24 protein-coding genes and 1 pseudogene are annotated in these 23,112 nt (G+C 56.8%); 15 read left to right on the forward strand and 10 right to left on the reverse strand.

The annotated features are described in order from the left end of the window. Positions 1-122, forward strand: a pseudogene (locus tag VN114_RS05890) (histone); the annotation flags it as partial. Positions 123-213: 91 nt separating this feature from the next. Next, positions 214-753, forward strand: coding sequence for a YggT family protein (locus VN114_RS05895; protein ID WP_325512941.1), 540 nt, complete (start codon positions 214-216; stop codon positions 751-753). A gap of 42 nt (positions 754-795) precedes the next feature. On the opposite strand, the gene VN114_RS05900 is transcribed toward VN114_RS05895, so the two are convergent. From VN114_RS05900 to VN114_RS05935, 8 genes are all read right to left on the reverse strand, one after another. Then, on the reverse strand, positions 796-1,728 hold the full coding sequence (locus tag VN114_RS05900; protein ID WP_325512943.1) for a carbohydrate kinase family protein: 933 nt from the start codon (positions 1,726-1,728) through the stop codon (positions 796-798). A gap of 124 nt (positions 1,729-1,852) precedes the next feature. Continuing rightward, complete coding sequence (locus VN114_RS05905; protein WP_325512945.1) at positions 1,853-3,067, reverse strand: DUF3426 domain-containing protein; 1,215 nt, start codon at positions 3,065-3,067, stop codon at positions 1,853-1,855. A 7-nt stretch (positions 3,068-3,074) separates the two neighbouring features. Further along, entirely contained in the window at positions 3,075-4,007 is a 933-nt protein-coding gene (prmA, locus tag VN114_RS05910) for a 50S ribosomal protein L11 methyltransferase (RefSeq protein ID WP_325512947.1), read from the reverse strand. 150 nt (positions 4,008-4,157) lie between these two features. Further along, positions 4,158-5,525 carry an acetyl-CoA carboxylase biotin carboxylase subunit gene (gene accC, locus VN114_RS05915; RefSeq protein ID WP_325512949.1) on the reverse strand — a complete coding sequence of 456 codons (1,368 nt, stop codon included), beginning with the start codon at positions 5,523-5,525 and terminating at the stop codon, positions 4,158-4,160. 84 nt (positions 5,526-5,609) lie between these two features. Beyond that, the gene (gene accB, locus VN114_RS05920) at positions 5,610-6,074 is read right to left on the reverse strand and encodes an acetyl-CoA carboxylase biotin carboxyl carrier protein (protein ID WP_325512951.1); all 465 of its coding nucleotides are present in this window, start codon (positions 6,072-6,074) and stop codon (positions 5,610-5,612) included. Positions 6,075-6,153: 79 nt separating this feature from the next. Then, a complete protein-coding gene (aroQ, locus tag VN114_RS05925; RefSeq protein ID WP_325512953.1) occupies positions 6,154-6,591 on the reverse strand; it encodes a type II 3-dehydroquinate dehydratase in 438 nt (145 codons plus the stop codon). A gap of 82 nt (positions 6,592-6,673) precedes the next feature. Further along, a complete protein-coding gene (locus tag VN114_RS05930) occupies positions 6,674-7,207 on the reverse strand; it encodes a TlpA disulfide reductase family protein (RefSeq protein ID WP_325512955.1) in 534 nt (177 codons plus the stop codon). Further along, on the reverse strand, positions 7,204-7,842 hold the full coding sequence (locus tag VN114_RS05935) for a hypothetical protein (RefSeq protein ID WP_325512957.1): 639 nt from the start codon (positions 7,840-7,842) through the stop codon (positions 7,204-7,206). Before VN114_RS05935 ends, VN114_RS05930 begins: the two co-directional genes overlap by 4 nt. Positions 7,843-7,916: 74 nt before the next feature. Between VN114_RS05935 and mpl the strand changes: the two genes are divergently transcribed. The 8 genes from mpl (at position 7,917) to corA (ending at position 16,651) form a co-directional block, all read left to right on the forward strand. Beyond that, the gene (mpl, locus tag VN114_RS05940; protein WP_325512959.1) at positions 7,917-9,296 is read left to right on the forward strand and encodes a UDP-N-acetylmuramate:L-alanyl-gamma-D-glutamyl-meso-diaminopimelate ligase; all 1,380 of its coding nucleotides are present in this window, start codon (positions 7,917-7,919) and stop codon (positions 9,294-9,296) included. Then, positions 9,293-9,877, forward strand: coding sequence for a YqiA/YcfP family alpha/beta fold hydrolase (locus tag VN114_RS05945; protein WP_325512961.1), 585 nt, complete (start codon positions 9,293-9,295; stop codon positions 9,875-9,877). The genes mpl and VN114_RS05945 overlap by 4 nt, the downstream gene beginning before the upstream one ends. 23 nt (positions 9,878-9,900) lie before the next feature. Then, a complete protein-coding gene (locus VN114_RS05950) occupies positions 9,901-10,494 on the forward strand; it encodes a chorismate--pyruvate lyase family protein (protein ID WP_325513052.1) in 594 nt (197 codons plus the stop codon). Positions 10,495-10,608: 114 nt separating this feature from the next. Beyond that, a complete protein-coding gene (locus tag VN114_RS05955) occupies positions 10,609-12,663 on the forward strand; it encodes a ribonuclease catalytic domain-containing protein (RefSeq protein WP_325512963.1) in 2,055 nt (684 codons plus the stop codon). 75 nt (positions 12,664-12,738) lie between these two features. Beyond that, the gene (locus tag VN114_RS05960; protein WP_325512965.1) at positions 12,739-13,626 is read left to right on the forward strand and encodes a TonB family protein; all 888 of its coding nucleotides are present in this window, start codon (positions 12,739-12,741) and stop codon (positions 13,624-13,626) included. 4 nt (positions 13,627-13,630) lie between these two features. Beyond that, on the forward strand, positions 13,631-14,443 hold the full coding sequence (aroE, locus tag VN114_RS05965; RefSeq protein ID WP_325512967.1) for a shikimate dehydrogenase: 813 nt from the start codon (positions 13,631-13,633) through the stop codon (positions 14,441-14,443). Between the two features lie 78 nt (positions 14,444-14,521). Then, positions 14,522-15,217, forward strand: coding sequence for a monofunctional biosynthetic peptidoglycan transglycosylase (gene mtgA / locus VN114_RS05970; RefSeq protein ID WP_325512969.1), 696 nt, complete (start codon positions 14,522-14,524; stop codon positions 15,215-15,217). A gap of 459 nt (positions 15,218-15,676) precedes the next feature. Then, entirely contained in the window at positions 15,677-16,651 is a 975-nt protein-coding gene (gene corA, locus VN114_RS05975; RefSeq protein WP_325512971.1) for a magnesium/cobalt transporter CorA, read from the forward strand. A gap of 39 nt (positions 16,652-16,690) precedes the next feature. Here corA and hemL read toward each other — a convergent pair whose 3' ends face one another. Next, complete coding sequence (gene hemL, locus VN114_RS05980; RefSeq protein ID WP_325512973.1) at positions 16,691-17,980, reverse strand: glutamate-1-semialdehyde 2,1-aminomutase; 1,290 nt, start codon at positions 17,978-17,980, stop codon at positions 16,691-16,693. Between the two features lie 20 nt (positions 17,981-18,000). Continuing rightward, positions 18,001-18,846: a hydroxymethylpyrimidine/phosphomethylpyrimidine kinase gene (locus tag VN114_RS05985; RefSeq protein ID WP_325512975.1), complete on the reverse strand. Its 846-nt coding sequence runs from the start codon at positions 18,844-18,846 to the stop codon at positions 18,001-18,003. 54 nt (positions 18,847-18,900) lie between these two features. Between VN114_RS05985 and VN114_RS05990 the strand changes: the two genes are divergently transcribed. The 5 genes from VN114_RS05990 to VN114_RS06010 all read left to right on the forward strand — a co-directional run bounded on the left by VN114_RS05990 (position 18,901) and on the right by VN114_RS06010 (position 23,035). Then, positions 18,901-19,095, forward strand: coding sequence for a rubredoxin (locus VN114_RS05990; RefSeq protein WP_325512977.1), 195 nt, complete (start codon positions 18,901-18,903; stop codon positions 19,093-19,095). Between the two features lie 223 nt (positions 19,096-19,318). Continuing rightward, positions 19,319-19,726 carry a response regulator gene (locus VN114_RS05995; protein WP_325512980.1) on the forward strand — a complete coding sequence of 136 codons (408 nt, stop codon included), beginning with the start codon at positions 19,319-19,321 and terminating at the stop codon, positions 19,724-19,726. 20 nt (positions 19,727-19,746) lie between these two features. Then, on the forward strand, positions 19,747-20,112 hold the full coding sequence (locus VN114_RS06000) for a response regulator transcription factor (RefSeq protein WP_325512982.1): 366 nt from the start codon (positions 19,747-19,749) through the stop codon (positions 20,110-20,112). A 9-nt stretch (positions 20,113-20,121) separates the two neighbouring features. Further along, positions 20,122-20,709 (forward strand): chemotaxis protein CheW, encoded by a 588-nt coding sequence (locus tag VN114_RS06005; RefSeq protein WP_325512984.1) that lies wholly within the window; start codon positions 20,122-20,124, stop codon positions 20,707-20,709. Between the two features lie 58 nt (positions 20,710-20,767). Further along, positions 20,768-23,035 carry a methyl-accepting chemotaxis protein gene (locus VN114_RS06010; RefSeq protein ID WP_325512986.1) on the forward strand — a complete coding sequence of 756 codons (2,268 nt, stop codon included), beginning with the start codon at positions 20,768-20,770 and terminating at the stop codon, positions 23,033-23,035. Positions 23,036-23,112 lie beyond the last annotated feature (77 nt).

Here is a 23,112-nt window from a genome sequence, read left to right on the forward strand (position 1 = left end):
CAGCCAAAAAGCCAGCAGCTAAAAAGCCAGCAGCCAAACCGGCGGCAGTTGCAGCACCTGCAGTAAAAACGGTACTGAACCCGGCAGCGGCTTGGCCGTTTCCAACGGGTACCCGTCCGTAAATCCAGCGCTGTCTGGATGCGCCTGATTGAATTCGGGCACAATCCCGCTGTGCGGCTCGCGTCGCACGGCGGTTTTTTTTAAGGAATGACGATGTTGGATAGCATCTTTGTGCTGATTATCAACACGGCTGCCATTGTGCTGGCTGGAGCCTTGCTGCTCAGATTCTGGATGCAGGCAGTGCGCGTGCGTCCGCCGATGGAAGTCGCGCAATTTACCTATCAATTGACCGACTGGCTGGTGCGTCCGTTGCGTCGTGTTTTGCCGGGAGCAGGCGGTTACGATTGGGCGAGCCTGATTGCCGCATTTTTCGTGGCGTTGATTGCCACCGCGTTCGAGGTGTGGCTGCGCGGCTTTTTTTCACCACAAGCAGTATTTCTTGGTGCGCTTTTACGCTTGTGCCAATGGGCGCTTTACGGCTTGATCGGGTTGATTCTGATCGAGGCCATTTTCAGCTGGGTCAATCCACAGGCGCCATTGGCACCATTTGTCCGTGCATTGAACGATCCATTGATGCGTCCTTTGCGTCGCATCGTGCCGCTCATCGGCACGATCGATCTTTCTCCGCTGGTGGCGATCGTCTTGCTGCAGATTGCCATTCAACTGGTGACAGTCGTTTTCTCATCCTTCTAGCAAGGATGCACAGATGCCGGCGTGTTCTACGCCGGCATATTCTTATAGTCGATATCCAAAGGCCTTGTGGAAGCGTTCCTCGATCTCCGCGCGTGATGGCGCGTGATTCTGCGGACCTTGCGAGGCGATCTTGATCGAACCCATCAGGCTCGACAAGCGGCCGGTTGTTGCCCAGTCAAAGTCGTTGGTCAGGCCGTACAGCATGCCGGCACGGAACGCGTCGCCGCAACCGGTTGGATCGACAATCCCGTCAGCCTTGACGCATGGAATTTCCAGATGTTCCGTGCCGGTGAAGATTTCTGCACCTTGTTCGCCGCGGGTGACGATCAGTGCGGAGACGCGTTGCGCGATCTCTTCGAGCGACAAGCCGGTGCGGGCGGTCAGCATTTCTGCTTCGTAATCGTTGACGGCTACATAGGTCGCCAACTCGATGAAGTTTTTCAATTCATCGCCATTGAACATCGGCATGCCCTGGCCCGGGTCAAAAATGAGCGGGATGTTCAAATCTGCGCAGTGCTGTGCGTGTTGCAGCATGCCATCGCGGCCGTCCGGTGCCACGATGGCGATCTTGACATCGCCCGCGTCGGCTACCTTGTTGTGATGAGAAAAGCTCATGGCGCCGGGATGGAATGCCGTGATCTGGTTGCCGCCCGCATCGGTCGTGATGAACGCCTGCCCGGTATAGCTGTCATCGATGGATTTGATGCATTGCTGCGAAATCTGCAGCTTGTCCAGATGTTCGCGATAAGGGGCGCCATCCTGTCCGATCGTTGCCATGATGAGCGGATCGCCGCCGAGCAGCTTCAGGTTGTAGGCGACATTGCCGGCACAGCCGCCGAATTCGCGGCGCAGGCCGGGTACGAGAAACGACACATTGATCTTGTGCAGCTGATCGGCCAGCAGCGCTTCCGAGAAACGGCCTTCGTACATCATGATCGTGTCGTAAGCCAGCGAACCGCAGATAAGTGATTTCATGAGTGGCAATGAGAGAGTGGAAAGTTGGCCGCCATCATACACGGATCAATTGCGATCGATGTGGCAACCATACGAGGTTAAGAGCAAGGCCATCGGAAGAGTGGCGAACTTCTATCGAATGTATTTAAGGGTAAAACAGGTAAACGCGATAACCCGAAGCCTTGATCTGCTGCAGCTCGAACGCCAGTTTGGCGGTTCGCTCGCTGGAAGCCGGAAAGCCGAATCGCACATCGCTGGCGTCCAGATAATCCGAAGGCTTGAATACGCGGCGCAGCAATGGTTTTTCATTACCGTCGTTCAGCGTTAATTCGATATACGGCCATTCCTGCAACGTATTGCTGTTATTGCGGAGCAGCGTAGTGAGTACAAACCTGTTCTGGTTATCCGCAAGCGTTTGCAGTTCGCTGGATTCGATCGAAACAGCCGTAATCTGTGCAGGCAGATTGATGCGGCAACCAAGCACATTGCACGCCTGTGTCAGCAGCGGTTTGGTCTGAGGGAACATGCCGGCGATCTGATTGCGGAAAACATACGCACCTTGTGCCAATGCTGCGAGCATGAGCAAGAACGAACCGATGATCAGGAAATTGCGCAGTTTCTTGCCGAGACGCTGGCGACGCCGGCCATGCCTGATGAAACTCGGTTCTTCTTCAACAGGCTCTTCTTCATCCAGCTCTTCAGCCGGTTCCTGTTCGTCCGCCTTGACCTTGTTCTTGGTGCGAGAGCGACGCCACGGTTTGCGCTGCAGATCCTCGATGGCTTCATCCAGTTCATCCGGCTCATGCGGGGCGAAAGTGGCGACGGATTCTTCGGCGTTGCTGTAGTGGCCTGTGGTTGCCCTTGTACCGTCTGCCTCATCCGGCAGATCGCTGGTGAAATCCATCAGCGTCATGCGCTGCAGCGGATCGGTCGATTTGTCGTCGTCTGAAGAAGTGGTCGATGCCGGGAATTCCCGTTCGAAGTCGGCAGAAATATCGAACGCCAGCCGGCTCGCAGGTGGCGGATCGTTTTCAGGGACAGCAACAACGATCGTTTCTTCGGCTTCCGTGGTTTGCGTTTCCTGATCATTCTCGGAAGGCGTGGCATCGGAAAACTCCGCTGCTTCTTCCACAGATTGTTCGCTATCTGTGTCGGCAATGGCAGGCGTTTCGACTACGGGAGTCGGCGAAGGCTGCGTTGCAGCGGGCGGCGAAGGCCTTTCCGGCGGCAACAAATGCTCGATGCCGTTGAAGATTTCCTTGCAGTGGCCGCAGCGAACCAGCCCTGCACGCAATTTCAGCTGATCGTGGGCGACACGAAATGTCGTCTGGCAATGAGGGCATTTTGTCGCAAGTGCCATGTGCCGATTATCCGGTAACGGTTGCAGACGCAGAGGACGTCAGCTGGCCGGCGAGTGCGACCCAGCCTTCCAGTTCTTTCCACACCGTCAACGTAATGAATGGTGCGTAGACCGCAATGACTTCATCGGCCTGCGTCGCGAGAACGCCCGACAATACCAGCATGCCCCCAGGATTGACGCGACCCGACAGCATCGGGGCCATCAGCTTCAATGGATTGGCGAGAATGTTCGCGACCACGACATCGAACGTATGTACGTGACCGGAAACAGCAAAGTCGTCCGGTACGTAGTAAGCGACTTCACAACGATTGCGTTCGGTGTTGTCTCTTGCCGCCTCGATCGCCTGCGGATCGATGTCGATGCCGATTACTTCCTCGGCACCGAGTTTTTTTGCGACCATCGCAAGAATGCCGGAGCCGCAGCCGTAATCGAGAACGGTGCCATTCGAAGGATGCGCTTCCAGCCATTCCATGCACAGTCGTGTGGTCGGATGACTGCCGGTGCCGAATGCGAGACCCGGATCCAGTTCGAGCACTAATGCATCCGGATCGGGCGCGTCATGCCAGCTCGGGACTACCCAGATATTCTTGCCGATATGAATGGGTTCGAACTGCGATTGTGTCAAGCGGACCCAATCCTGTTCTTCAACCGGACGCAACGAGAAAGTGATATTCGACGCGGACAGGCCGACAGTTTTGGCAGCCTCCGCGACGATGGCGTTCTGGTCCGCTTCGACAGGCGTCAATGCGACGACGCGGCTGTGTTCCCAGGCTTTTTCTTCCGGTTCCATGCCGGGTTCGCCGAACAATGGTTGTTCTGCGTCGGTGCCGAAATCCGCGTCTTCGACGGAAACCGATAAGGCACCGGCGTCGATCAATGCATCGGACAATGCTTCCGCGTGCGTACGGGCGACTTCGATGACGATTTCGGTCCAGCTCATGAATACCTCGGTTGTTTTTTCTGCGCAGCCCGGCAAGTATGGCTGATTTGCGCGGCGTACGGAAGAGATGATAATGCCGTCACGGCAGGCATGCTGCGGTGACGGCATTTGTTCGGATCGGCCCGGAGCCGATACATGATTTTGAGGCGATTAAGCCTTGCCCTTCGGCAGATCCGGTTTCTCGGCAAGTTTCTGTTCGAGATAGTGGATGTTGGTGCAGCCTTCGATGAAGCGTGCATCAACCATCAGTTCGCGATGCAATGGAATATTGGTGGAAATGCCTTCGACCACCATTTCCGACAACGCAATCTGCATGCGTTTGATGGCCTGCTCGCGCGTGGCGCCGTACGCAATCACCTTGCCAACCATCGAATCGTAATTCGGCGGAACGTAGTAACCGGCATAGGCGTGCGAATCGACGCGAATGCCTGGGCCACCCGGTGCATGCCAGGAATTGATCTTGCCCGGCGACGGCGTGAACTTGAACGGATCTTCCGCATTGATGCGGCATTCGATTGCGTGACCGCTCAGGACGATGTCGCGCTGACGATAACGCAGTTTTTCACCGGCAGCGATGCGGATCTGTTCCTGCACGATGTCGATGCCGGTAATCATTTCGGTGACCGGATGTTCGACCTGCACACGCGTGTTCATCTCGATGAAGTAGAACTCGCCGTTTTCGTACAGGAATTCGAACGTGCCGGCGCCGCGATAACCCATCTTGCGGCAGGCTTCGGCACAACGATCGCCGATGCGCTCGATGGTTTTGCGCGGGATGCCTGGCGCAGGCGCTTCTTCCAGTACTTTCTGGTGGCGGCGCTGCATCGAGCAGTCGCGTTCGCCGAGCCAGACGGCGTTCTTGTGTTCGTCGGCGAGGATCTGGATTTCCACGTGACGCGGATTTTCCAGATACTTCTCCATATAGACTTCCGGATTGCCGAATGCTGCACCGGCTTCGGTTTTGGTCATCGTGACGGCATTCAGCAACGCTGCCTCGGTATGCACAACGCGCATGCCGCGTCCGCCGCCGCCGCCGGCTGCCTTGATGATGACTGGGTAACCGATCTTGCGGGCGATCTGGATGATTTCCTTTGTGTCTTCCGGCAACGCGCCTTCAGAACCCGGTACGCATGGCACGCCCGATTTGATCATCGCCTGCTTGGCCGACACCTTGTCACCCATCATGCGGATCGATTCCGAGCGAGGGCCGATGAACACAAAGCCGGACTGTTCGACACGCTCGGCAAAATCGGCATTTTCGGACAGGAAGCCATAGCCCGGATGAATCGCTTCGGCGTCGGTGACTTCGGCTGCGCTGATGATCGCAGGCATGTTCAGATAGCTGAGTGCGGAAGGTGCAGGGCCGATGCAAACCGACTCGTCGGCCAGCTTGACGTACTTGGCATCGCGGTCCGCTTCGGAATGGACGACCACGGTCTTGATGCCCATTTCGCGGCAGGCGCGCTGTATGCGAAGCGCGATCTCGCCACGATTGGCAATGAGGATTTTTTCAAACATAGTGGGATCTGGACTCGTCGTTATGAGGATGAGATCGGTCTGGCAACAGGTGCAGCCGGCCATGTGCCGGCGCCATCCCTGTTATTAACCGATGATGAACAACGGCTGACCAAATTCGACCGGCTGGCCATTTTCGACCAGGATTTCCTTGATGACGCCGGAAGCATCTGCATCGATTTCGTTGAGCAGCTTCATTGCCTCGATGATGCACAGCGTGTCGCCTTCCTTGACCACGGTGCCGACTTCGACAAATGCCGGTGCACCGGGGGCGGACGAGCGGTAAAAGCTGCCGACCATCGGCGATTTGACGACATGTCCCTTGATTTCCGCAGGGGCTGCAGCGACCGGTGCCCCAGCAACGGCAGCGGCCGGCGCAGCAGGGGCTGGTGCATAGTGAGCGCCTTGCGGCTGCATCATGACGACCTGGTTTTGGGCCGCGCCGCCGGACTTGACGATGCGAACCTTGCTTTCACCTTCGGTGACTTCGAGTTCGGCGATATCGGATTCGGCGACGAGGTCGATCAGGGTCTTGAGTTTGCGTAAATCCATGTGAAATTCCTTGGAGGTTTTATTTTTATGAACTGAAATTGGCGGCAATTATAAGCCGTTTGCCGGGAAATCGGGGAATTTAAAGCTTTTTGACCGCGAAGGCAATGGCTGCCGCATATCCTTCCGTGCCCAGCCCGCAGATCACGCCGACGGCAATTGCGGACAGGTAGGAGTGATGGCGAAAAGCCTCGCGTTGGTGGATATTCGAAACATGCACTTCAACAAACGGGATCGCCACCGACGCCAGCGCATCGCGCAGCGAAACGCTGGTATGGGTCAGTCCACCCGGATTGATGACGATGGCATCGACACCTTCTTTTTTTGCTGCATGGATGCGATCGATCAACGCACCTTCATGATTGCTTTGAAACGCCGCCAGTTTGACGCCGGCCTGTGCTGCCTGTTCGTTTGCGGCCCGTTCGACATCGGCAAGCGTCGTGCCCCCGTAGACTTCGGGTTCACGCGTCCCGAGCAGATTCAGGTTCGGTCCGTTCAACAAAAGAAGGTTTCTTGCCATGGAGATAAAACTCCGTTTGACGATGATGCGGCATTTTGCCGCTAAATGCCGTGGATTGGCAAGGAGAATCGGTCGCTATCGGTCAAGGCGCGGCGGACAGGGCTTGCAGGTCGGCGCGCAGTTGATCCATTTTCAGGCGGCCGAGATATGTCTTCCTGACATCGCCTTTCGGACTGATCAATACGGTAAACGGCAGGCCCCCGGCCTGATTTCCGAATTGCCGCGACAGTTCAGTGCCGCTCACGCCAGCCATGAAAAGTGGATAAGTGATTTTATATCTGGCGGCAAATTCGCGAATATTGCTGGGCGAATCGATCCCGATCCCCAGAATCTGAACGTTTTGGGAGACAACTTCGGATTGCAGTGCCGTCAATTCCGGCATCTCTTCAACGCAGGGCGCACACCAGGTTGCCCAGAAATTGACAATCAGGGTTTTTCCCTGAAAGGACGACAGTTGCTGCATCTTGCCGCCGGAATCTTCCATTTGCTGGGCAAAGAAGTTTGCGACCACCGGGGACTCCGGCGCGACGGGTGCGTGGTGGCGGACGCCGAAATAGATGCCGATGCCGGCGAAGAACAACGCAATCGCGCCAAATAGCAGGGTGGTTCGTTTCATCTGGACTCGTTTTCCGTCTTGTTTGCGGCATGTTCGCCATCGATCAGCTTGCGTAATGTGGAGGCTGTTGCGCGTTCCGGACGTCCGGCCACGGTTTTCCTGCTGCCGCGCAAATCATCTGGATCGTACAGCGCGAGGTGGACGCCTTCGTTTTGCCATACAAAACTCAGCGTTTCGACCGCATCGCTGCGCCCGTTGAAATGCGCGGATTCCGAGACGTCGAAATCGATGCCCTTATTTAATAGGTAGATTTCGACATCTTTCGGGCTTTCCGCAAACAGTTGCAGATAGATGTCCGAGTGGTCGCCCGCCGTTCCGTTCAGCACCGCACCGGTCAGATGCGGCTGAAAAGGTTCAAGCTCCTCCATTACACGCAAGGCCAGGCATCGCAGATGCAGCAGGCGGGCCGGCTGTGTATCGCCGAAGAACAGTTCGTTATAGGCGCGGACTTCATCCTCGATCTGCGCATTGTCCGGCAGCACATCGCCGCGCATTTTGTTGTTGCCGAGAATCTGTTTGGCGGCCTTGCGTTTGGCGGTGCCGTAATCGACGCCGTCCTCGGCAATCATGCGTGCGGCCGCTGCGGCGATTTCCGCGCGCAGCAATTCGTTATCAGAAGTGAAGAATGTCGACATGGCGCGAATGATACTCTCGCCGGCAATCGCGCGCGGTCGGGTAAAATCTCGTAATTCCAAACCGAAATTCTACAATGCATATCCATATCCTCGGCGTCTGCGGCACCTTCATGGGCGGACTGGCCGTACTGGCGAAAGCGGCCGGTCACACCGTCACTGGTTGCGATGCCAACGTTTATCCGCCGATGAGCACGCAGCTCGAAGCGCAGGGTATACAGCTTATAGAAGGCTACGGTCCCGAACAGATCACGCTGAATCCCGATCTGTACGTGATCGGCAATGTCGTTTCGCGCGGCAATCCGCTGATGGAGGAAATTCTCAATCGCGGCCTTCCGTACACCTCCGGACCGCAATGGATCGGCGAACACATCCTGCGCAGTCGCTGGGTGCTGGCGGTGGCCGGAACGCACGGCAAGACGACGACATCGTCGATGCTGGCGTGGATCCTGGAAGATGCCGGTTACAACCCGGGCTTCCTGATCGGCGGCGTGCCGATGAATTTCGGTATCTCCGCGCGACTTTCCGGCAACGACAAGGAGTCGTCGTTCTTCGTCATCGAGGCAGATGAATACGACACCGCCTTCTTCGACAAGCGCAGCAAGTTCGTGCACTACCACGCAAAGACCGCGATTCTCAACAATCTCGAGTATGACCATGCCGATATCTTCCCGGATATCGGTGCGATCGAAACACAGTTCCATCATCTGGTGCGTACCGTGCCGGGAGTCGGCCGCGTGGTTGCAAACGGGCGCGAAGAATCACTGCAGCGTGTCGTCAGGCGCGGCTGCTGGAGCGAGCAGGAATGGTTTGGCGTTGACGACGATCAAGGCTGGAAGATACAGACGCATGACGATGGCAGTTTCGACGTCTTTTTCAACGGTAAAAAACTGGGTACCGTGGAATGGTCGCTCACCGGCGAGCACAATCGCATGAATGCGCTGGCGGCAATCGCTGCTGCACGTCACGTTGGCGTGGTTCCAGAACTGGCAATCGCCGCACTTGGCAGGTTTGAAAACGTCAAACGCCGCATGGAGTTGCGCGGCACGGTCAACAACATTGCCGTCATCGATGACTTTGCACATCATCCGACGGCGATTGCGACCACGGTGGCAGGCTTGCGCAAGAAGATTGGCAAGGCGCGCATTCTTGCAGTACTTGAGCCGCGTTCCAACACGATGAAGCTTGGCACGATGAAAGACGCGTTGCCCGGCAGCCTGTCTGATGCCGACCTTGTATTCGGTTACGGCGCAGCCGGCAACGGCAAGGACTCGCTAGGCTGGAATCTCGGTGAAGCCTTGGCACCGTTGGGCGACAAGGCACGGGCCTTCGACGATCTGGGCAAGCTGGTTCAGGCCATTGCGGCGGCGGCGCAGCCCGGCGATCAGGTGCTGGTCATGAGCAATGGCGGCTTTGGCGGCGTGCATCAAAAGATTCTGGATGCGCTGACGAAATGATTTTGTACCTGCACGGATTCCGTTCTTCGCCGCAATCGTTCAAGACCAGTCTGCTTGCCGCGCGCATGCAGCAATTGGGACGCGGCGATGAATATGTTTGTCCGCAATTGCCGGCGTCGCCGCGTGCAGCCGTTGAACTGGCATTGCAGCTTGCGCAGCAGGTTGATTCATCGGAGCTGACGTTGATTGGCTCGTCGCTCGGCGGTTATTACGCGACGTGGCTGGCGGAAAGAATCGGTTGCCGTGCCGTGTTGCTGAACCCTGCCGTAAATGCAGCGCGCGATCTGGCAAGCCAGGTCGGCGTGAAGACGCAATACCATTCGAATGAACCGTTCGAATTCAAGGCGGAATACATCGAGGAATTGAAGGCATTGCAGGTTGAATGCATCACCCACCCGGAACGCTATTACCTGATCGCGGCGACCGGCGATGAATTGCTGGACTGGCGCGAAATGGTTGCGCAGTTTGCGGAAGCGCCGCAACGTGTCATCGAAGGCGGCGATCACGGCTTGTCCGATTTTGCCGACTATGCCGATGAGGTTTTGGCATTTTGCGGCATCGCCGTAAAGGCGGTTTCGTGAACGAAGTCGTGAGCAATGCAGCGATGTCATCCGGATTGATCGACTTGTCGCCGTCGTTGCCGCAATCATTTTCACAGGCAAAGGCGCAATGGTTTTCGCATGTCAATGCAGTACATGCGTCGCCGCAGATGCGTGACTGGCTGACCGATTCGGTTTCGCTGACGTTGAAGCTGCGTTCGCGCAGCACGCATTTTCGCGTGCAACGTCTGGCACAACAACGGGCGCGGCCATTGCATGACGAGTTTGAGAAGGTCGGGTTGTCGCGACGCAGTGTCGTGCAGGAGCGTGAAGTATTTTTGCGTTGCGACGATCGACCGGTCGTGTATGCACACACGATCGTGCCGGTGACTGCAACGGCGTCGGACTGGCCTTTTTTCGGCACGCTGGGCGAACGTTCGCTGGGTACAACCTTGTTTGGCGATCCGCGTGTCTGGCGCGGTCAACTGGAATATGCGCGGCTTGGCACGCGTCATCCGCTGGTACGGCGCGCAATGGCGGCGCTGGGAACACCGTTGCAGACACCGTTGTTCGCACGACGCTGTCTGTATCGACGTCATAAGGGTTTGCTGCTGGTGACGGAAGTTTTTCTTCCTGCCATTTTTGCAGTCGGAACATAAAGCACATGGATGTCCGGTGCACCTCCGACATCCGTCAATATTCATGCGACTTCATTCGGAAATGATCCGGACGAGAGTGTGCATGAGATACACATCAGATTTGAAAAGCGATTCATGAATTTATTTTTTGACGAATCCGGCGACTTCAAGGCCGGCGTGGCGATGTCCCAGCAGGGCGAGGCTTATCAGGTAGAGCTGCCGTCCGGCAAGCGCACGAAGGTGCGTGCGAAGGATGTGCTGTTGCAATTCAATACGCCGGAACCTACCGCGTTCATGGCGGACGCACAGGCAATTGCGGACGAGATCGATCCCGATTTTCTGTGGGAAGTGGCGGGCGAGGAAGAATTCGGCTTTACCGATTTGGGGAGCGAATATTTCGGTCACGATCCGAAGCCGCATGAAGCGGCGGGCTTGATCATGAAGTTGCATGCGGCGCCCATGTATTTCTACAAGAAGGGCAAGGGGCGTTACAAGGCCGCGCCGGAAGCGTCGCTGAAAGCGGCGCTGGCAGGCATGGAAAAAAAGCGTCAGCAGGCACTGGTGCAGGCGCAGTATGTGGAAGAGTTGAAGGCAAATCGTTTGCCGGATGCGATGCGTTCGCTGGTGCATCAACTTTTATTCAAGCCGGATAAGAACACGATTGAATACAAGGCGATGGAAGCCGCCTGCAACGAGTTGCAGATTGCGCCGCAACGGTTGATGCTGGCGACTGGCGGCATCAAGTCGCCGAAGGATTTGCACTTCGCCAAATTCCTGTTCGACTCGTTCCCGAAAGGGACCGGCTTCCCGGAAGTGGCATTGCCTGCCTTGCCGGACCTGCCGGTTGCAGATGTGCAGGCATTTTCGATCGACGATGTCACGACGACCGAGATCGACGATGCGATGTCGGTGACGCGCCTGCCGGATGGCAAGGTGCGCATCGGCATCCATATTGCTGCTCCTGCGCTCGGCATCAAGCGTGACGATGCGCTCGACGCCATTGCGCGTCAGCGTTTGTCCACGGTCTACATGCCGGGCGACAAGATCACGATGTTGCCGGATGAGCTGGTCGATACGTTCACGCTTGCCGAAGGCAAGGTCTGTCCTGCAGTGTCGCTGTATGCGACGCTGGATACGAATGACTGGTCAGTGATCTCTACCGAGACGCGCGCGGAAGGTGTGCCGATTGCCGCCAATCTGCGGCATAACGATCTGGACGCGCTGGTGACGGAAGAAAATCTCGCGGCCAACGCCGGCGATTATCGACACAAGGACGACATCGCATTGCTGTGGCAATGGGTGCAGGTGCTGGAAAAAGGACGGATGGCCAAGCGTGAAGCTTTCGGTCTGCGGCCGGAACAGACCAATCGTGTCGATTTCAATTTTTACGTTGATGATGACGTCGTCACGATACAGCGTCGCAAGCGCGGTGCACCGCTCGACAAGATCGTTGCCGAACTGATGATCTTCGCCAACAGCAGTTGGGGAAAATTGCTGCACGAGCATGGCGTGCCGGGCATCTATCGTGCGCAGGGCGGCGGAACCGGCAACGGCTGGGCTGCAAAAATGCAGGTGCGCATGCAGACACACGCCGGGCCGCATCAGGGACTCGGCGTCGATCAGTATGCGTGGAGCACGTCGCCGTTGCGCCGCTATACCGATCTGGTCAATCAATGGCAGATTCTGGCGTGCGTCGAACACGGTGTGACAGCGCCGCTGGCGGCGCCGTTCAAGCCGCGCGATGCCGATCTGTTTGCGATCGTGTCGGCGTTCGACGCGGCTTACAGTGCGTACGCGTCATTCCAGTCCGACATGGAACGTTACTGGTGTCTGCGCTGGCTCGCGCAGGAAAAAGGCGACGCGAACACGATGCAGGTCGAGGCAACGGTCTTGAAGGAAGAGATTCTGCGCCTGACCGACATACCGCTGGTTATCAAGTTGCCGGGCATGCCGCCGGTCGCACGCGGGTCGCAGGTCCGGCTTGATCTGTTGCGTTGGGATGAAGTCGATTTGAGCGTGGAGGCGCGTGTGCTGGATATCACGCAGAACGCCGGTGCCGATGCGGCCGAGGCGCTGGACGAAGATCTCGCGGACGATCTGCTGGAAGGCGATGCTGAACCAGTGCCGTCGGAAGTCGATGCAGCGGCTGCCGTGACGACGGAATCCGCCGGCAATCCGGCAGCGGAATGAGCATGGAAAGTTGCTTGATTCGTCGCGCTTTGCCGTAGAATTCCCACATTCAAATTTACCGTCAGCCATTTGCGCGTGAAGTCCATTCTCCAGAATCGCACCCTCAGTATCGCCATCGCGGTTTCCGTGCTGGCGCATGCGGTGCTGCTGGCAGTGCGCTTTACTGCGCCGGAAGCGTTCAAATTCAACCCGACCGACCCCGGGCTTGAAGTCATACTGGTCAATGCCAAGCACGACAAGCAGCCACTGAAAGCCGATGCGCTGGCGCAGGCCAATCTGGATGGCGGTGGTAATGCCGATGCGGGACGTGCCAAATCGCCGTTGCCGGACATGCGCAAGAGCGAAGATGGCGACAGCGCAAAAGCGGCGCGTCGCAAGGTCGAACAACTGGAACAGCAGCAACGTCAGTTGATGTCGCAGATGAAAACCAGCAGCAACTTCCGTACGGCTCACACCACTGATGTCGAACCGAAGGACGCGCCACCGCAGCCGAACGCCGCCGATATGCTCGATAGCGCAAAAGCCTTGCTGCGCCGTGAAGCGGAAATCTCGCGCAGCATCGAAGATTACAACAAGCGGCCGAAGAAAACGCAGGTAACGCCAAGCACGCGCGAGGTCGGTTATGCGGCGTATTACAAGGCGCTGCAGGATCGTATCGAACGTAACGGCACACTGAATTTCCCGCAAAAAGACGGCAAGAAAATGTATGGCCAGATGGTGGTCTACATTCCGATTTATCAGGACGGCACGATTTACATGAAAGATGGGGGCGTGCGCATCGAACGTTCGTCCGGTAATCCTGCGCTGGATGCCGCCGCGCTGGAAATTGTGCGCCGCTCTGCACCTTTCGGCAGATTCCCCGACAACATGCGTTCCAGCGGACGCGATGACGTGTGGGAAATCATCACGCGATTCAACTTCACGCGCGACGATGCGCTTGAAACGGAAACCAGAGGGCGATAGGGCGATGACCGATAAATATGCGGTGATCGGCAATCCGATCGAACATAGTAGATCGCCGGAAATTCATGCGCGCTTTGCCGCGCAAACACATCAGCAAATGCAATACGATCGCCTGCTCGCGCCGCTCGACGGATTCCTGGATGCTGTGCAGCAGTTCATGCGCAACGGCGGCAAGGGCTTGAATGTGACGGTGCCGTTCAAGCTGGAAGCCTACGCCAATGCAACCAGGCTCACGCCGCGTGCCAAAGCAGCGGGAGCCGTCAACACGTTGAAGTTCGACAACGGCGAAATGCTGGGCGATAACACCGATGGTGTCGGGCTCGTGACGGATATCGTGCATAACGCGGCTGTAGCAGTCGCCGGTAAATCGGTATTGTTGCTTGGCGCAGGCGGCGCGGCGCGCGGCGTGTTGCTGCCGTTGCTGGATGAACAACCGGCACGACTGGTCGTCGCCAATCGCACGCCATCGAAAGCCGTCGAACTGGTGCATCGCTTCGACAACAATCCACGTCTGGAAGCCGGCAATTTCGGTGATCTGGACGACGCTTTCGATATTGTCATCAACGCGACTGCAGCCAGCCTCTCGTCGGAAGTGCCGCCGGTGTCGCCGCGTGTCTTCGGCAAACATACATTGGCCTACGACATGATGTATGGCAGCGAGCCGACAGCGTTCATGCGCTTTGCCGCGCAGCACGGTGCGATTACGCGTGATGGTTTGGGCATGCTGGTCGAGCAGGCGGCAGAATCGTTCACGCTTTGGCGCGGAGTTCGGCCGTCTACAAAAGACGTGTTTGCCGAATTGCGGGCGCGGATGTAATCTCCGCACGTTGCGCTGCTGTCTTGTCTTTCTGAATTCACCATCCGTTTCTCACCTATTCCACACGCAATAACAAAAATGAAAACCCTGCGCAGGTTGTTGTTCTGGCTGATTCTGGTACCGGTCGCTCTCGTCCTGCTGATGCAGTTGTATTTCTTCCTGCAGATCGGCTGGTGGGTGAAGAACGATCCGGAATCCACCAGCTTCATGCGACATCAGTTGTCGATCATGCAGGAGAAGAATCCGGACGCCAGACTCAAGCAGAAATGGGTGCCGTACAACCGTATTTCCAAGAACCTGAAGCGTGCAATCATTGCCTCGGAAGACGCCAATTTCTCCGGTCACGAAGGAATCGACTGGAATGCGCTGGAAAAAGCCTACGAGAAGAATCTGAAGAAGGGCAAAGTGGTGGCCGGCGGCTCGACGATCACGCAGCAACTGGCAAAGAACCTGTTCCTGTCGGGCGATCGCAGCTATTTGCGCAAGGGACAGGAAGTCATCATTACCTACATGCTCGAATTCTGGATGGACAAGGAACGCATCTTTGAAATCTATCTGAATGTCGTCGAATGGGGTGTCGGCATCTACGGTGCCGAAGCGGCGGCACAGCATTATTATGGCGTCTCGGCAGCGCAGCTGGATGCGGTACAGGCAGCGCGACTGGCCGTGATGCTGCCGAATCCGCGTTTCTACGACGTGCATCGCGGTTCCAATTACCTGGCGCGCCGTACCGATCTGATCCTGCGTCGCATGAGCTCGGCGGCGTTGCCCTAAGCCCGCTTTCCTGTTGCTTTGCTACGGCATTTCATCCTGTAGTCATATTTGCGGCGCTTCATGCGTGTGTCGGCTGCAGCGAAATTGCAGGATACTGTCAACGATCCCACTCGCCAGACGTTTAAATGCCATGCTCGTGGCTTGCTAGCGATTGAAGTTGTCAGTACACTTGCGCTGTTTTCGTTTCCGGAGACCCGTCTTGGGTAGTCCATATTCTTGTTGTCGCCATCTTGTGATGGTCGATCTGCGAGACTAGCGCTTTAACGATACGTTCCAGAGCGCCTCTCGCCGATCATGGTGGGAGGTCGCGTCCAGGTTGTTTATCAGCTGTTTGGTCAGCTGTTGTATCGGCCGCGTTCCCCTGAAAAATCAATGTGCCTGCAGAAGACGTTTCTGCAGGATGAGTTGTGTGTGTTTCATCAGCGCAGGTTGGTGTCTCTAACGCGGCTGGGAGAGCTTATGATCAACGTATTCGTATTACAGAACGGTCGCCTGAATCAGGTCAACATCGACAGCCGCGACGATCTGGAAAAAGCCAAGCCGATCTGGGTCGACCTGACCGATCCGAACGATGAGGAACGCAGCTGGGTACGCAGCATTTATGGCGTCAATCTGCCAGGCGAGGATGAGGTGAAGGACATCGAGGCTTCCGCGCGTTATTACGAGGCGGAAAACGGTGACCTGCATCTGCGCACCGATTTCCTGCTGGAAGAAGACGATGGACCTTCAAGCGTTGTCACGGTCGCCTTCATTCTGACCAAGGACATGCTGTTCTCTGTCCATTCAGACGATCTGCCGATTTTCCGTCTGGTGCGCATGCGTGCCCGTTCACGTCCTGGTTCGATACAGGACTACAAGGATGTATTGCTGGACTTGTATGCGACTGATGCAGAATATTCGGCAGATGCGCTGGAAGGCATTTACCAGACGCTGGAAGAAGTCAGTCATCGCGTGCTGCAGAAAGACGTGACCGATCAGGACGCGGCATCCGTACTGAACGCGATTGCACATGAAGAAGATTTGAACGGTCGCATTCGTCGCAACATGATGGATACGCGCCGTGCTGTCAGCTTTCTGATGCGCGGACGTCTGCTGAACTCGGAACAATTCGACGAAGCGCGTCAGATCATGCGAGATATCGAATCGCTGGATGGACACACGGCCTTCCTGTTCGACAAGATCAACTTCCTGATGGATGCGACCGTCGGTTTCATCAACATCAATCAGAACAAGATCATCAAGATCTTCTCGGTTGCGAGTGTGGCATTGCTGCCGCCGACATTGATCGCGAGTGTGTACGGCATGAACATGACTGTCGGCTTCCCGGAATTGAAATTTTTCGGGGATTTCGAGTATCCGTACACGCTCACGCTGATGATCGCCAGCGCGTTGCTGCCGATGTGGTATTTCCGCCGTCGCGGCTGGCTGAGATAAAAACGTTGCGCCGTCGTCTGGCGACGGCGCTGATTGTGGTCAGGCTTTTGCCATCTGTGCGAATGCGTGACGCGCCGTTTGAATCGTGGCATCGATGATGGCGTCGTCGTGTTGTGCCGATACGAATCCCGCTTCGAACGCAGATGGCGCAAGATAGACGCCATTTTCCAGCATGGCGTGGAAAAATGCATTGAAACGTGTCTTGTCGCATTTCATCATCGTTGCATACGACACTGGAAGTTCTTCCGCAAAGTACAGGCCGAACATGCCGCCGACGGAGTCGGCGCAGAAAGCAATGTTCGTTTCATGCGCTGCTGCCGCAAGTCCCTGAACCAGGCGTGTTGTCTGTGCAGTCAGCGATTCGTAAAATCCCGGTGCCTGAATCAGCTTCAATGTCGCCATGCCGGCTGCAACCGTGACCGGATTGCCGGACAGCGTGCCGGCCTGATAGACGCCGCCGAGCGGCGCCAGATGCTTCATCAGATCCGCGCGACCACCGAACGCTGCCACCGGCAAACCGCCACCAATCACCTTGCCCAGCACAGTCAGATCCGGCGTGATGTCATACAGCGACTGCGCTCCGCCGAGTGCGACGCGGAAACCGGACATCACTTCATCGAAGATCATTACCGCACCGTATTGCGTGCACAGGCGGCGCATCGTTTGCAGGAATTCCGGCGTGGCTGGCAGAAGGTTCATGTTGCCGGCCACCGGTTCGACGATCACGCAGGCGATCGTGTCGCCCATTTCCTTGAATACGTTTTCCAGTTGCTGCGCGTCGTTATAGTCGAGCACCAGCGTGTGCTTAGCAAAATCTTCCGGCACGCCGGTCGATGTCGGATTGCCAAATGTCAGCAGGCCGCTACCGGCCTTGACCAACAGTGAATCCGCATGACCGTGATAGCACCCTTCGAACTTGATGATGCGGTCGCGACCGGACGCGCCGCGCGCCAGACGTAATGCGCTCATGGCTGCTTCCGTACCGCTGGAGACGAGACGCACTTGTTCGATCGACGGCACCAGCGTGCAGATCAGCTCCGCCATGTCGATCTCGCCTTCGGTCGGCGCGCCGAAACTCAGGCCGCGCGCCGCAGCATCCTGTACCGCCTTGACGACATCGGGGTGGCCATGGCCGACGATGGCCGGACCCCATGAGCCGATGTAATCGATGTAGCGCTTGCTGTCTGCGTCCCAGAAATACGGGCCTTCGGCGCGTGTAATGAAACGTGGCGTGCCACCGACAGAGCGAAAGGCGCGCACCGGCGAATTGACGCCGCCCGGTGTACTTTTTTGTGCGCGAGCGAAAAGAAGTTCGTTATTGGATGTCATGCTGAAGTCGTGAAGGAAAGTTACTGGATCGGCGGATCGAGATTGATGGTTTCATCCGATTCGCGTGCCCAGAAGTAGCGGTCTGGTACCAGTCGACCCATGCCGAGGCGTTGTGCGTTGGCGATCGAGGCGATGGTGAATTCCTGCGCTTCGAACACGGCTTCCGGAACGTCGAGTCCGTTCGCCAGCAATGCGGCGATGGTGGACGCCAGTGTCGAACCGGCGCCGCTATAGGAGCCGGAAATGCGCTGCCAGTTGTCGTGGCGGATCACGCCGCTTTCGTCGAACAGAGTATTGGCAACATCGGTCAGATCGGATGGCGTGCCGGTAACGAACACGTATTCACAACCCATTTCGATCAGGCGCATTGCATCGACGGACATTAGGTCTTCTTCGGACGGCTCGCGCCAGGTTTCTGCCAGGCGGGACAACTCGACGGCGGAAAGGATCAGCACGGTGGTTTGCGGAATCAGCAATTCGCGTGTTGCCATCAACATGTCTTCGCCATCCGGGCCCTGATCGGGCAGGGAAGACAGGAAAGGATCGAAGATCAGCGGGATATCCGGGTAGTCGGATACGATCTCGGCGATGGCCGAGACGTTCTCGATGCTGCCGACGGCACCGACCTTGAAGGCGGCGACCGGCATGTCTTCCAGCAGAACGCGCGCCTGATCTGCGACCCAGTCGGAATCGATGATCTGTACGTCTTCGATGCGCGCGGTATCGCCGATAAAGAGCGAAGTCACGACCGACAGGCCATGGCAACCCATTGCTGCAAAAGAAGCAAGATCAGCCTGAATGCCGACCGCACCGACCGGATCGGTCGGTCCGAAGCTCAAGATTAGCGGAGAAGTTTGGTTTTGCACGGCGGGTATATTAAGATAGCTGACTCTGCATTTTAACTTGAAGGGCTGCACGCCGTGAGCAATAACGAAACATCAAATGAACCGTTCCAGACCTGGATGTGCCTGATCTGCGGCTGGATTTACGACGAAGCTGCCGGTTTACCGGAAGAGGGCATCGCGCCGGGAACGCGCTGGGCCGATGTGCCGATGAACTGGACTTGTCCGGAATGCGGCGCACGCAAGGAAGACTTCGAAATGGTCGCAGTCTGACCCGATGTTCGCCTGTTAATACATTCGGTGATTTGTCAGCGCGTTTCCTGTCACCGTAATGTATTGCCGTCGTCCTTGATCATCTCTGCTGCATTATGAGTTTGGCAATTTTTGGTTTAAAAACCACGGCGCATCGATTTGCATCGTTTGCGCCTGCCTGAAGAATCTTGCTTTTTGTTACTGTTGGGCCGTATATTGTGGACACAGTTTAATGAGATGAATCATGACGACAATGGCACCGGAAAATGCTGAGATGAAAATCATGGTGATCGACGACAGCAGCACGATTCGTCGGTCGGCAGAAATTTTCCTCGGACAGGCAGGTTATAAAGTCGTTCTGGCGGATGACGGTTTTGACGCTCTCGCCAAGATGAATGATCACAAGCCGGCGCTCATTTTCTGCGACATCCTGATGCCGCGTCTCGACGGCTATCAAACCTGCGCACTGATCAAAAAGAGCGCCAAATTCCATTCCACCCCTGTCGTCATGCTGTCGTCCAAGGACGGCCTGTTCGATCGGGCGCGCGGCGCGATGGTCGGCTCCGATGCCTATCTGACCAAGCCGTTCACCAAAGACAGCCTGCTCAAAACCGTGCGTGAATACACAGCGGTCGAAGCGCTTGCAAAATAATTTCGATTCAAAGGTTTTAGATGGCTATTCAAAAAATTCTGATCGTTGACGATTCTCCGACCGAACGTTATTTCCTCACCGATATCCTCGTCAAAAAAGGTTATTCCGTCTCTACCGCAGAGAACGGCGAAGAAGCGCTGCAGAAAATCAAGGCGGACAAGCCACAACTGATCCTGATGGATATCGTGATGCCGGGCCAGAACGGTTTCCAGGTCACGCGTTCCATTACTCGCGATCCGGAAACACAGGACGTGCCGATCATCATCTGCACCAGCAAGGGACAGGAAACCGATCGCATCTGGGGTTTGCGTCAGGGAGCGCGCGATTACATCGTCAAACCGGTCGATCCGGCCGAGCTGCTTTCGAAAATAGCTGCGCTCGGATAAGTTGCTCACATGAGCCAGCCTACGTCGGATTCTCAAGCGGAAAAGATTTTCCAGAAGCCGGATGTCGTCGCGCGGCGTACGCGTCTGCGCGAATTCCAGGCGCAGCTGGTCGAGCGCATGCAGACTGCGCGCAGCGGCGCGGACACGCACACGAATCTGCTTGGTGTGATGATTGGCGGCAGTCGCTGGCTGCTCGATCTGCAGACTGCCGGCGAGATTGTCTCGGTCGGCGCGATCACACAGGTGCCGCTGACCCAGCCCTGGTTTCTCGGACTTACCAACATTCGCGGCAATCTGATCAGCGTCATCGATTTCGCACGTTTCGAAGGCGGCGCCTCGACACCCGTCGACAAGGACAGCCGCATCGTCGCATTCGGTTCTGCATTGTCATTCAACAGCGGCTTGCTGGTTTCACGCGTGCTCGGTTTGCGTAACGTTGCCGAGATGCAGGTCGCGGAAATGCAGGCGCACGCCGATGGCGGTGAACATTCTGAATGGTCCGGCAGACGGTACGTGGATCAGGAATCGCAGGTCTGGACCGAGCTCGATCTTTCTTCGGTTATTCAACATCCCAGGTTTTTGCAAGTCGGTCTGTAATCAATACGACCTTCGATGAACCCGGGCGCACTATAAAAACAGAGTCAGGAGAATCAGTATGGCGTTTAAATTACCGCTCTTTTCCCAAAATAAAAAAGATGCAGCGGCTCAGGGGAGTGACGCCAACAAGGACGGGCAGGCCGACGCGCCGAACACGCAAACGCGAATCGAATCCGTTCGTGCAGTCAACCCGAATGCAACCTACATCGGCGACGTGCTGGAGAAAAGCGGCGATATTCGCCTGCCGCTGATCGGTGGCCTGCCACTTCAACAACAGGTTCGTGTCTTGCTGGCGACGCTGGGCGGGTCACTGGTTCTTGGGGCCGTGTTTGTCTGGCTGAATGCTGATTATTCCGAACTGACTTCGACACAAACGCAGATTGCGGGTGATGCGCTGATGCACTCGCAGCGTGTCGGCAAGGCGACACCAAACGCGATTCAGGGTAACAAGGAGGCGTTCAAGCAACTGGCCGACAGCCGCAAGGAATTCAACAACGATCTGGCGGTACTGTCCAAGGGCGGTGTGTATCAGGGACGTAACATCAGCGCACCGGATGCGCAGATGGATGCGATGCTGAAGGAAACGCAAAAACTGTGGACCGGTTCCGACAAGGCGGCTGCCGCGATCCTGAAACTGGAAAAAGAACTGACCAGCTTCGGTGCAACCCTTGAAGTCATGAACGGCATTTCTCCTAACCTGCTGGAACTGGCGGAGCAGATCGCCAACCTCAAAGCGCAGAGCGGTGCTTCGCCGCGAGAAATCGCCGCAGCCGGCACGCTGGTGATGCTGACCCAGCGTCTGGCACGAAGCGCAAACGAATTTCTGAGTTCGGAAGGTGTGAACCCGGAAACCGCATTCTTGCTGGGCAAGGACACCAATACTTTCCGCGAAATTACCGATGGCTTTCTGAACGGCAGTGAATCGCTGCGTCTGGCGAAGACGACCGAGCCGGACACCCGCGATAAATTGCTGGAACTGCAAGCGTCGTTCGCCGAATACCAGAAATCGATTGCGCTGATTCTCGGCAACCTGCAAAACTTCATTGCGGCAAAACAGGCCGAGGAACTGATCTTCAAGGAAAACGAGGCTCTGAAGCAGCGCCTGAACGACGTGCAGCAGGCATATCGCGGCGAACAGGATTCGCTGACATGGCCGTTCTGGCTGATGCTGGTCAGCGTACTGGCCGCGCTGCTTTCTGCGGCAGGTATCGCACTCGTTCTGCTGCAGGACAGTCGCAACAGAACGAAGGAAGCCGATGCGCGACGGATGGAAGCGGAAGGTCAGCGTCTGGAAGCGCAGAAGCAGGAAGAGGAAGCCAAGCAGGCCAACGATCAGAACCAGGCCGCTATTCTGCGACTGATGAACGAATTGCAGGAAGTGGCGGACGGGGATTTGACGATTCAGGCCACGGTGTCGGAAGACATCACCGGCGCGATCGCCGACTCGGTCAACTATACGGTGGAAGAGTTGCGCGGCCTGGTCGGTCGTGTGACGAAAACGGCGGAGCAGGTCACGTCGGCATCGAATCAGGCGCAGAACATTTCGACCGAACTGCTGGTTGCATCGCAAAAGCAGTCGCGCGATATTCAGGAAACCGGTCAGGCCGTACTGGAGATGGCCACACAGATTACCGATGTCTCCAAATCCGCCAACGAATCGGCAGAGGTTGCGCGTCAGTCGGTGACGGCGGCAGAACAGGGAGCCCGCGCGGTGGAAAACGCGATCAAGGGCATGAACGAGATCCGCGAACAGATTCAGGAAACCTCGAAACGAATCAAGCGTCTCGGCGAATCGTCGCAGGAGATTGGCGAGATCACCGAACTGATTTCCGACATTACCGAACAGACCAACGTGCTGGCATTGAACGCGGCAATTCAGGCTGCATCGGCCGGTGAAGCAGGTCGCGGCTTCTCGGTGGTTGCGGAAGAGGTGCAGCGACTGGCGGAACGTTCGGGCGAAGCGACCAAGCAGATCGGCGCGCTGGTCCGTACCATTCAGACCGATACGCACGATGCGGTTGCCGCTATGGAAAAATCGACGCAGGGTGTGGTCGAGGGAGCAAAACTTTCCGACGCTGCCGGTGCCGCACTGGCCGATATTCGTCGCGTTTCGAACCGTCTGGCTGAACTGATTCAAAGCATTTCTTCAGCGACCGAACAGCAGGCAACATCGGCCAACGGCGTGGCGCAGAACATCCAGGGCATTCTGACGGTGACCGAGCAGACGCAGCAGGGTACGCAGCAGACCGCGCTGTCGATTCGCGAACTGTCGAAACTGGCTGAAGAGTTGAAGAACTCGGTATCGCGTTTCCGCGTCACGGCCTGACGTTATTCACGAGTTTGTTTGCAGCGGCTTCGGCCCCACAGCAATCGAGGTGACCGGTCGGCGATCGGTCACTGACG

Origin of the sequence: Oxalicibacterium sp. (genome assembly GCF_035565035.1) — a bacterium.
Lineage (GTDB): Bacteria > Pseudomonadota > Gammaproteobacteria > Burkholderiales > Burkholderiaceae_D > Oxalicibacterium.

Bases quoted from the DNA above. Each gene is read 5' to 3' on its own strand.
- VN114_RS05895 (WP_325512941.1), top strand. From the start codon at position 214: ATGTTGGATAGCATCTTTGTGCTGATTATCAACACGGCTGCCATTGTG.
- VN114_RS05900 (WP_325512943.1), bottom strand. From the start codon at position 1,728: ATGAAATCACTTATCTGCGGTTCGCTGGCTTACGACACGATCATGATG.
- VN114_RS05905 (WP_325512945.1), bottom strand. From the start codon at position 3,067: ATGGCACTTGCGACAAAATGCCCTCATTGCCAGACGACATTTCGTGTC.
- prmA (WP_325512947.1), bottom strand. From the start codon at position 4,007: ATGAGCTGGACCGAAATCGTCATCGAAGTCGCCCGTACGCACGCGGAA.
- accC (WP_325512949.1), bottom strand. From the start codon at position 5,525: ATGTTTGAAAAAATCCTCATTGCCAATCGTGGCGAGATCGCGCTTCGC.
- accB (WP_325512951.1), bottom strand. From the start codon at position 6,074: ATGGATTTACGCAAACTCAAGACCCTGATCGACCTCGTCGCCGAATCC.
- aroQ (WP_325512953.1), bottom strand. From the start codon at position 6,591: ATGGCAAGAAACCTTCTTTTGTTGAACGGACCGAACCTGAATCTGCTC.
- VN114_RS05930 (WP_325512955.1), bottom strand. From the start codon at position 7,207: ATGAAACGAACCACCCTGCTATTTGGCGCGATTGCGTTGTTCTTCGCC.
- VN114_RS05935 (WP_325512957.1), bottom strand. From the start codon at position 7,842: ATGTCGACATTCTTCACTTCTGATAACGAATTGCTGCGCGCGGAAATC.
- mpl (WP_325512959.1), top strand. From the start codon at position 7,917: ATGCATATCCATATCCTCGGCGTCTGCGGCACCTTCATGGGCGGACTG.
- VN114_RS05945 (WP_325512961.1), top strand. From the start codon at position 9,293: ATGATTTTGTACCTGCACGGATTCCGTTCTTCGCCGCAATCGTTCAAG.
- VN114_RS05950 (WP_325513052.1), top strand. From the start codon at position 9,901: ATGTCATCCGGATTGATCGACTTGTCGCCGTCGTTGCCGCAATCATTT.
- VN114_RS05955 (WP_325512963.1), top strand. From the start codon at position 10,609: ATGAATTTATTTTTTGACGAATCCGGCGACTTCAAGGCCGGCGTGGCG.
- aroE (WP_325512967.1), top strand. From the start codon at position 13,631: ATGACCGATAAATATGCGGTGATCGGCAATCCGATCGAACATAGTAGA.
- mtgA (WP_325512969.1), top strand. From the start codon at position 14,522: ATGAAAACCCTGCGCAGGTTGTTGTTCTGGCTGATTCTGGTACCGGTC.
- corA (WP_325512971.1), top strand. From the start codon at position 15,677: ATGATCAACGTATTCGTATTACAGAACGGTCGCCTGAATCAGGTCAAC.
- hemL (WP_325512973.1), bottom strand. From the start codon at position 17,980: ATGACATCCAATAACGAACTTCTTTTCGCTCGCGCACAAAAAAGTACA.
- VN114_RS05995 (WP_325512980.1), top strand. From the start codon at position 19,319: ATGACGACAATGGCACCGGAAAATGCTGAGATGAAAATCATGGTGATC.
- VN114_RS06000 (WP_325512982.1), top strand. From the start codon at position 19,747: ATGGCTATTCAAAAAATTCTGATCGTTGACGATTCTCCGACCGAACGT.
- VN114_RS06005 (WP_325512984.1), top strand. From the start codon at position 20,122: ATGAGCCAGCCTACGTCGGATTCTCAAGCGGAAAAGATTTTCCAGAAG.
- VN114_RS06010 (WP_325512986.1), top strand. From the start codon at position 20,768: ATGGCGTTTAAATTACCGCTCTTTTCCCAAAATAAAAAAGATGCAGCG.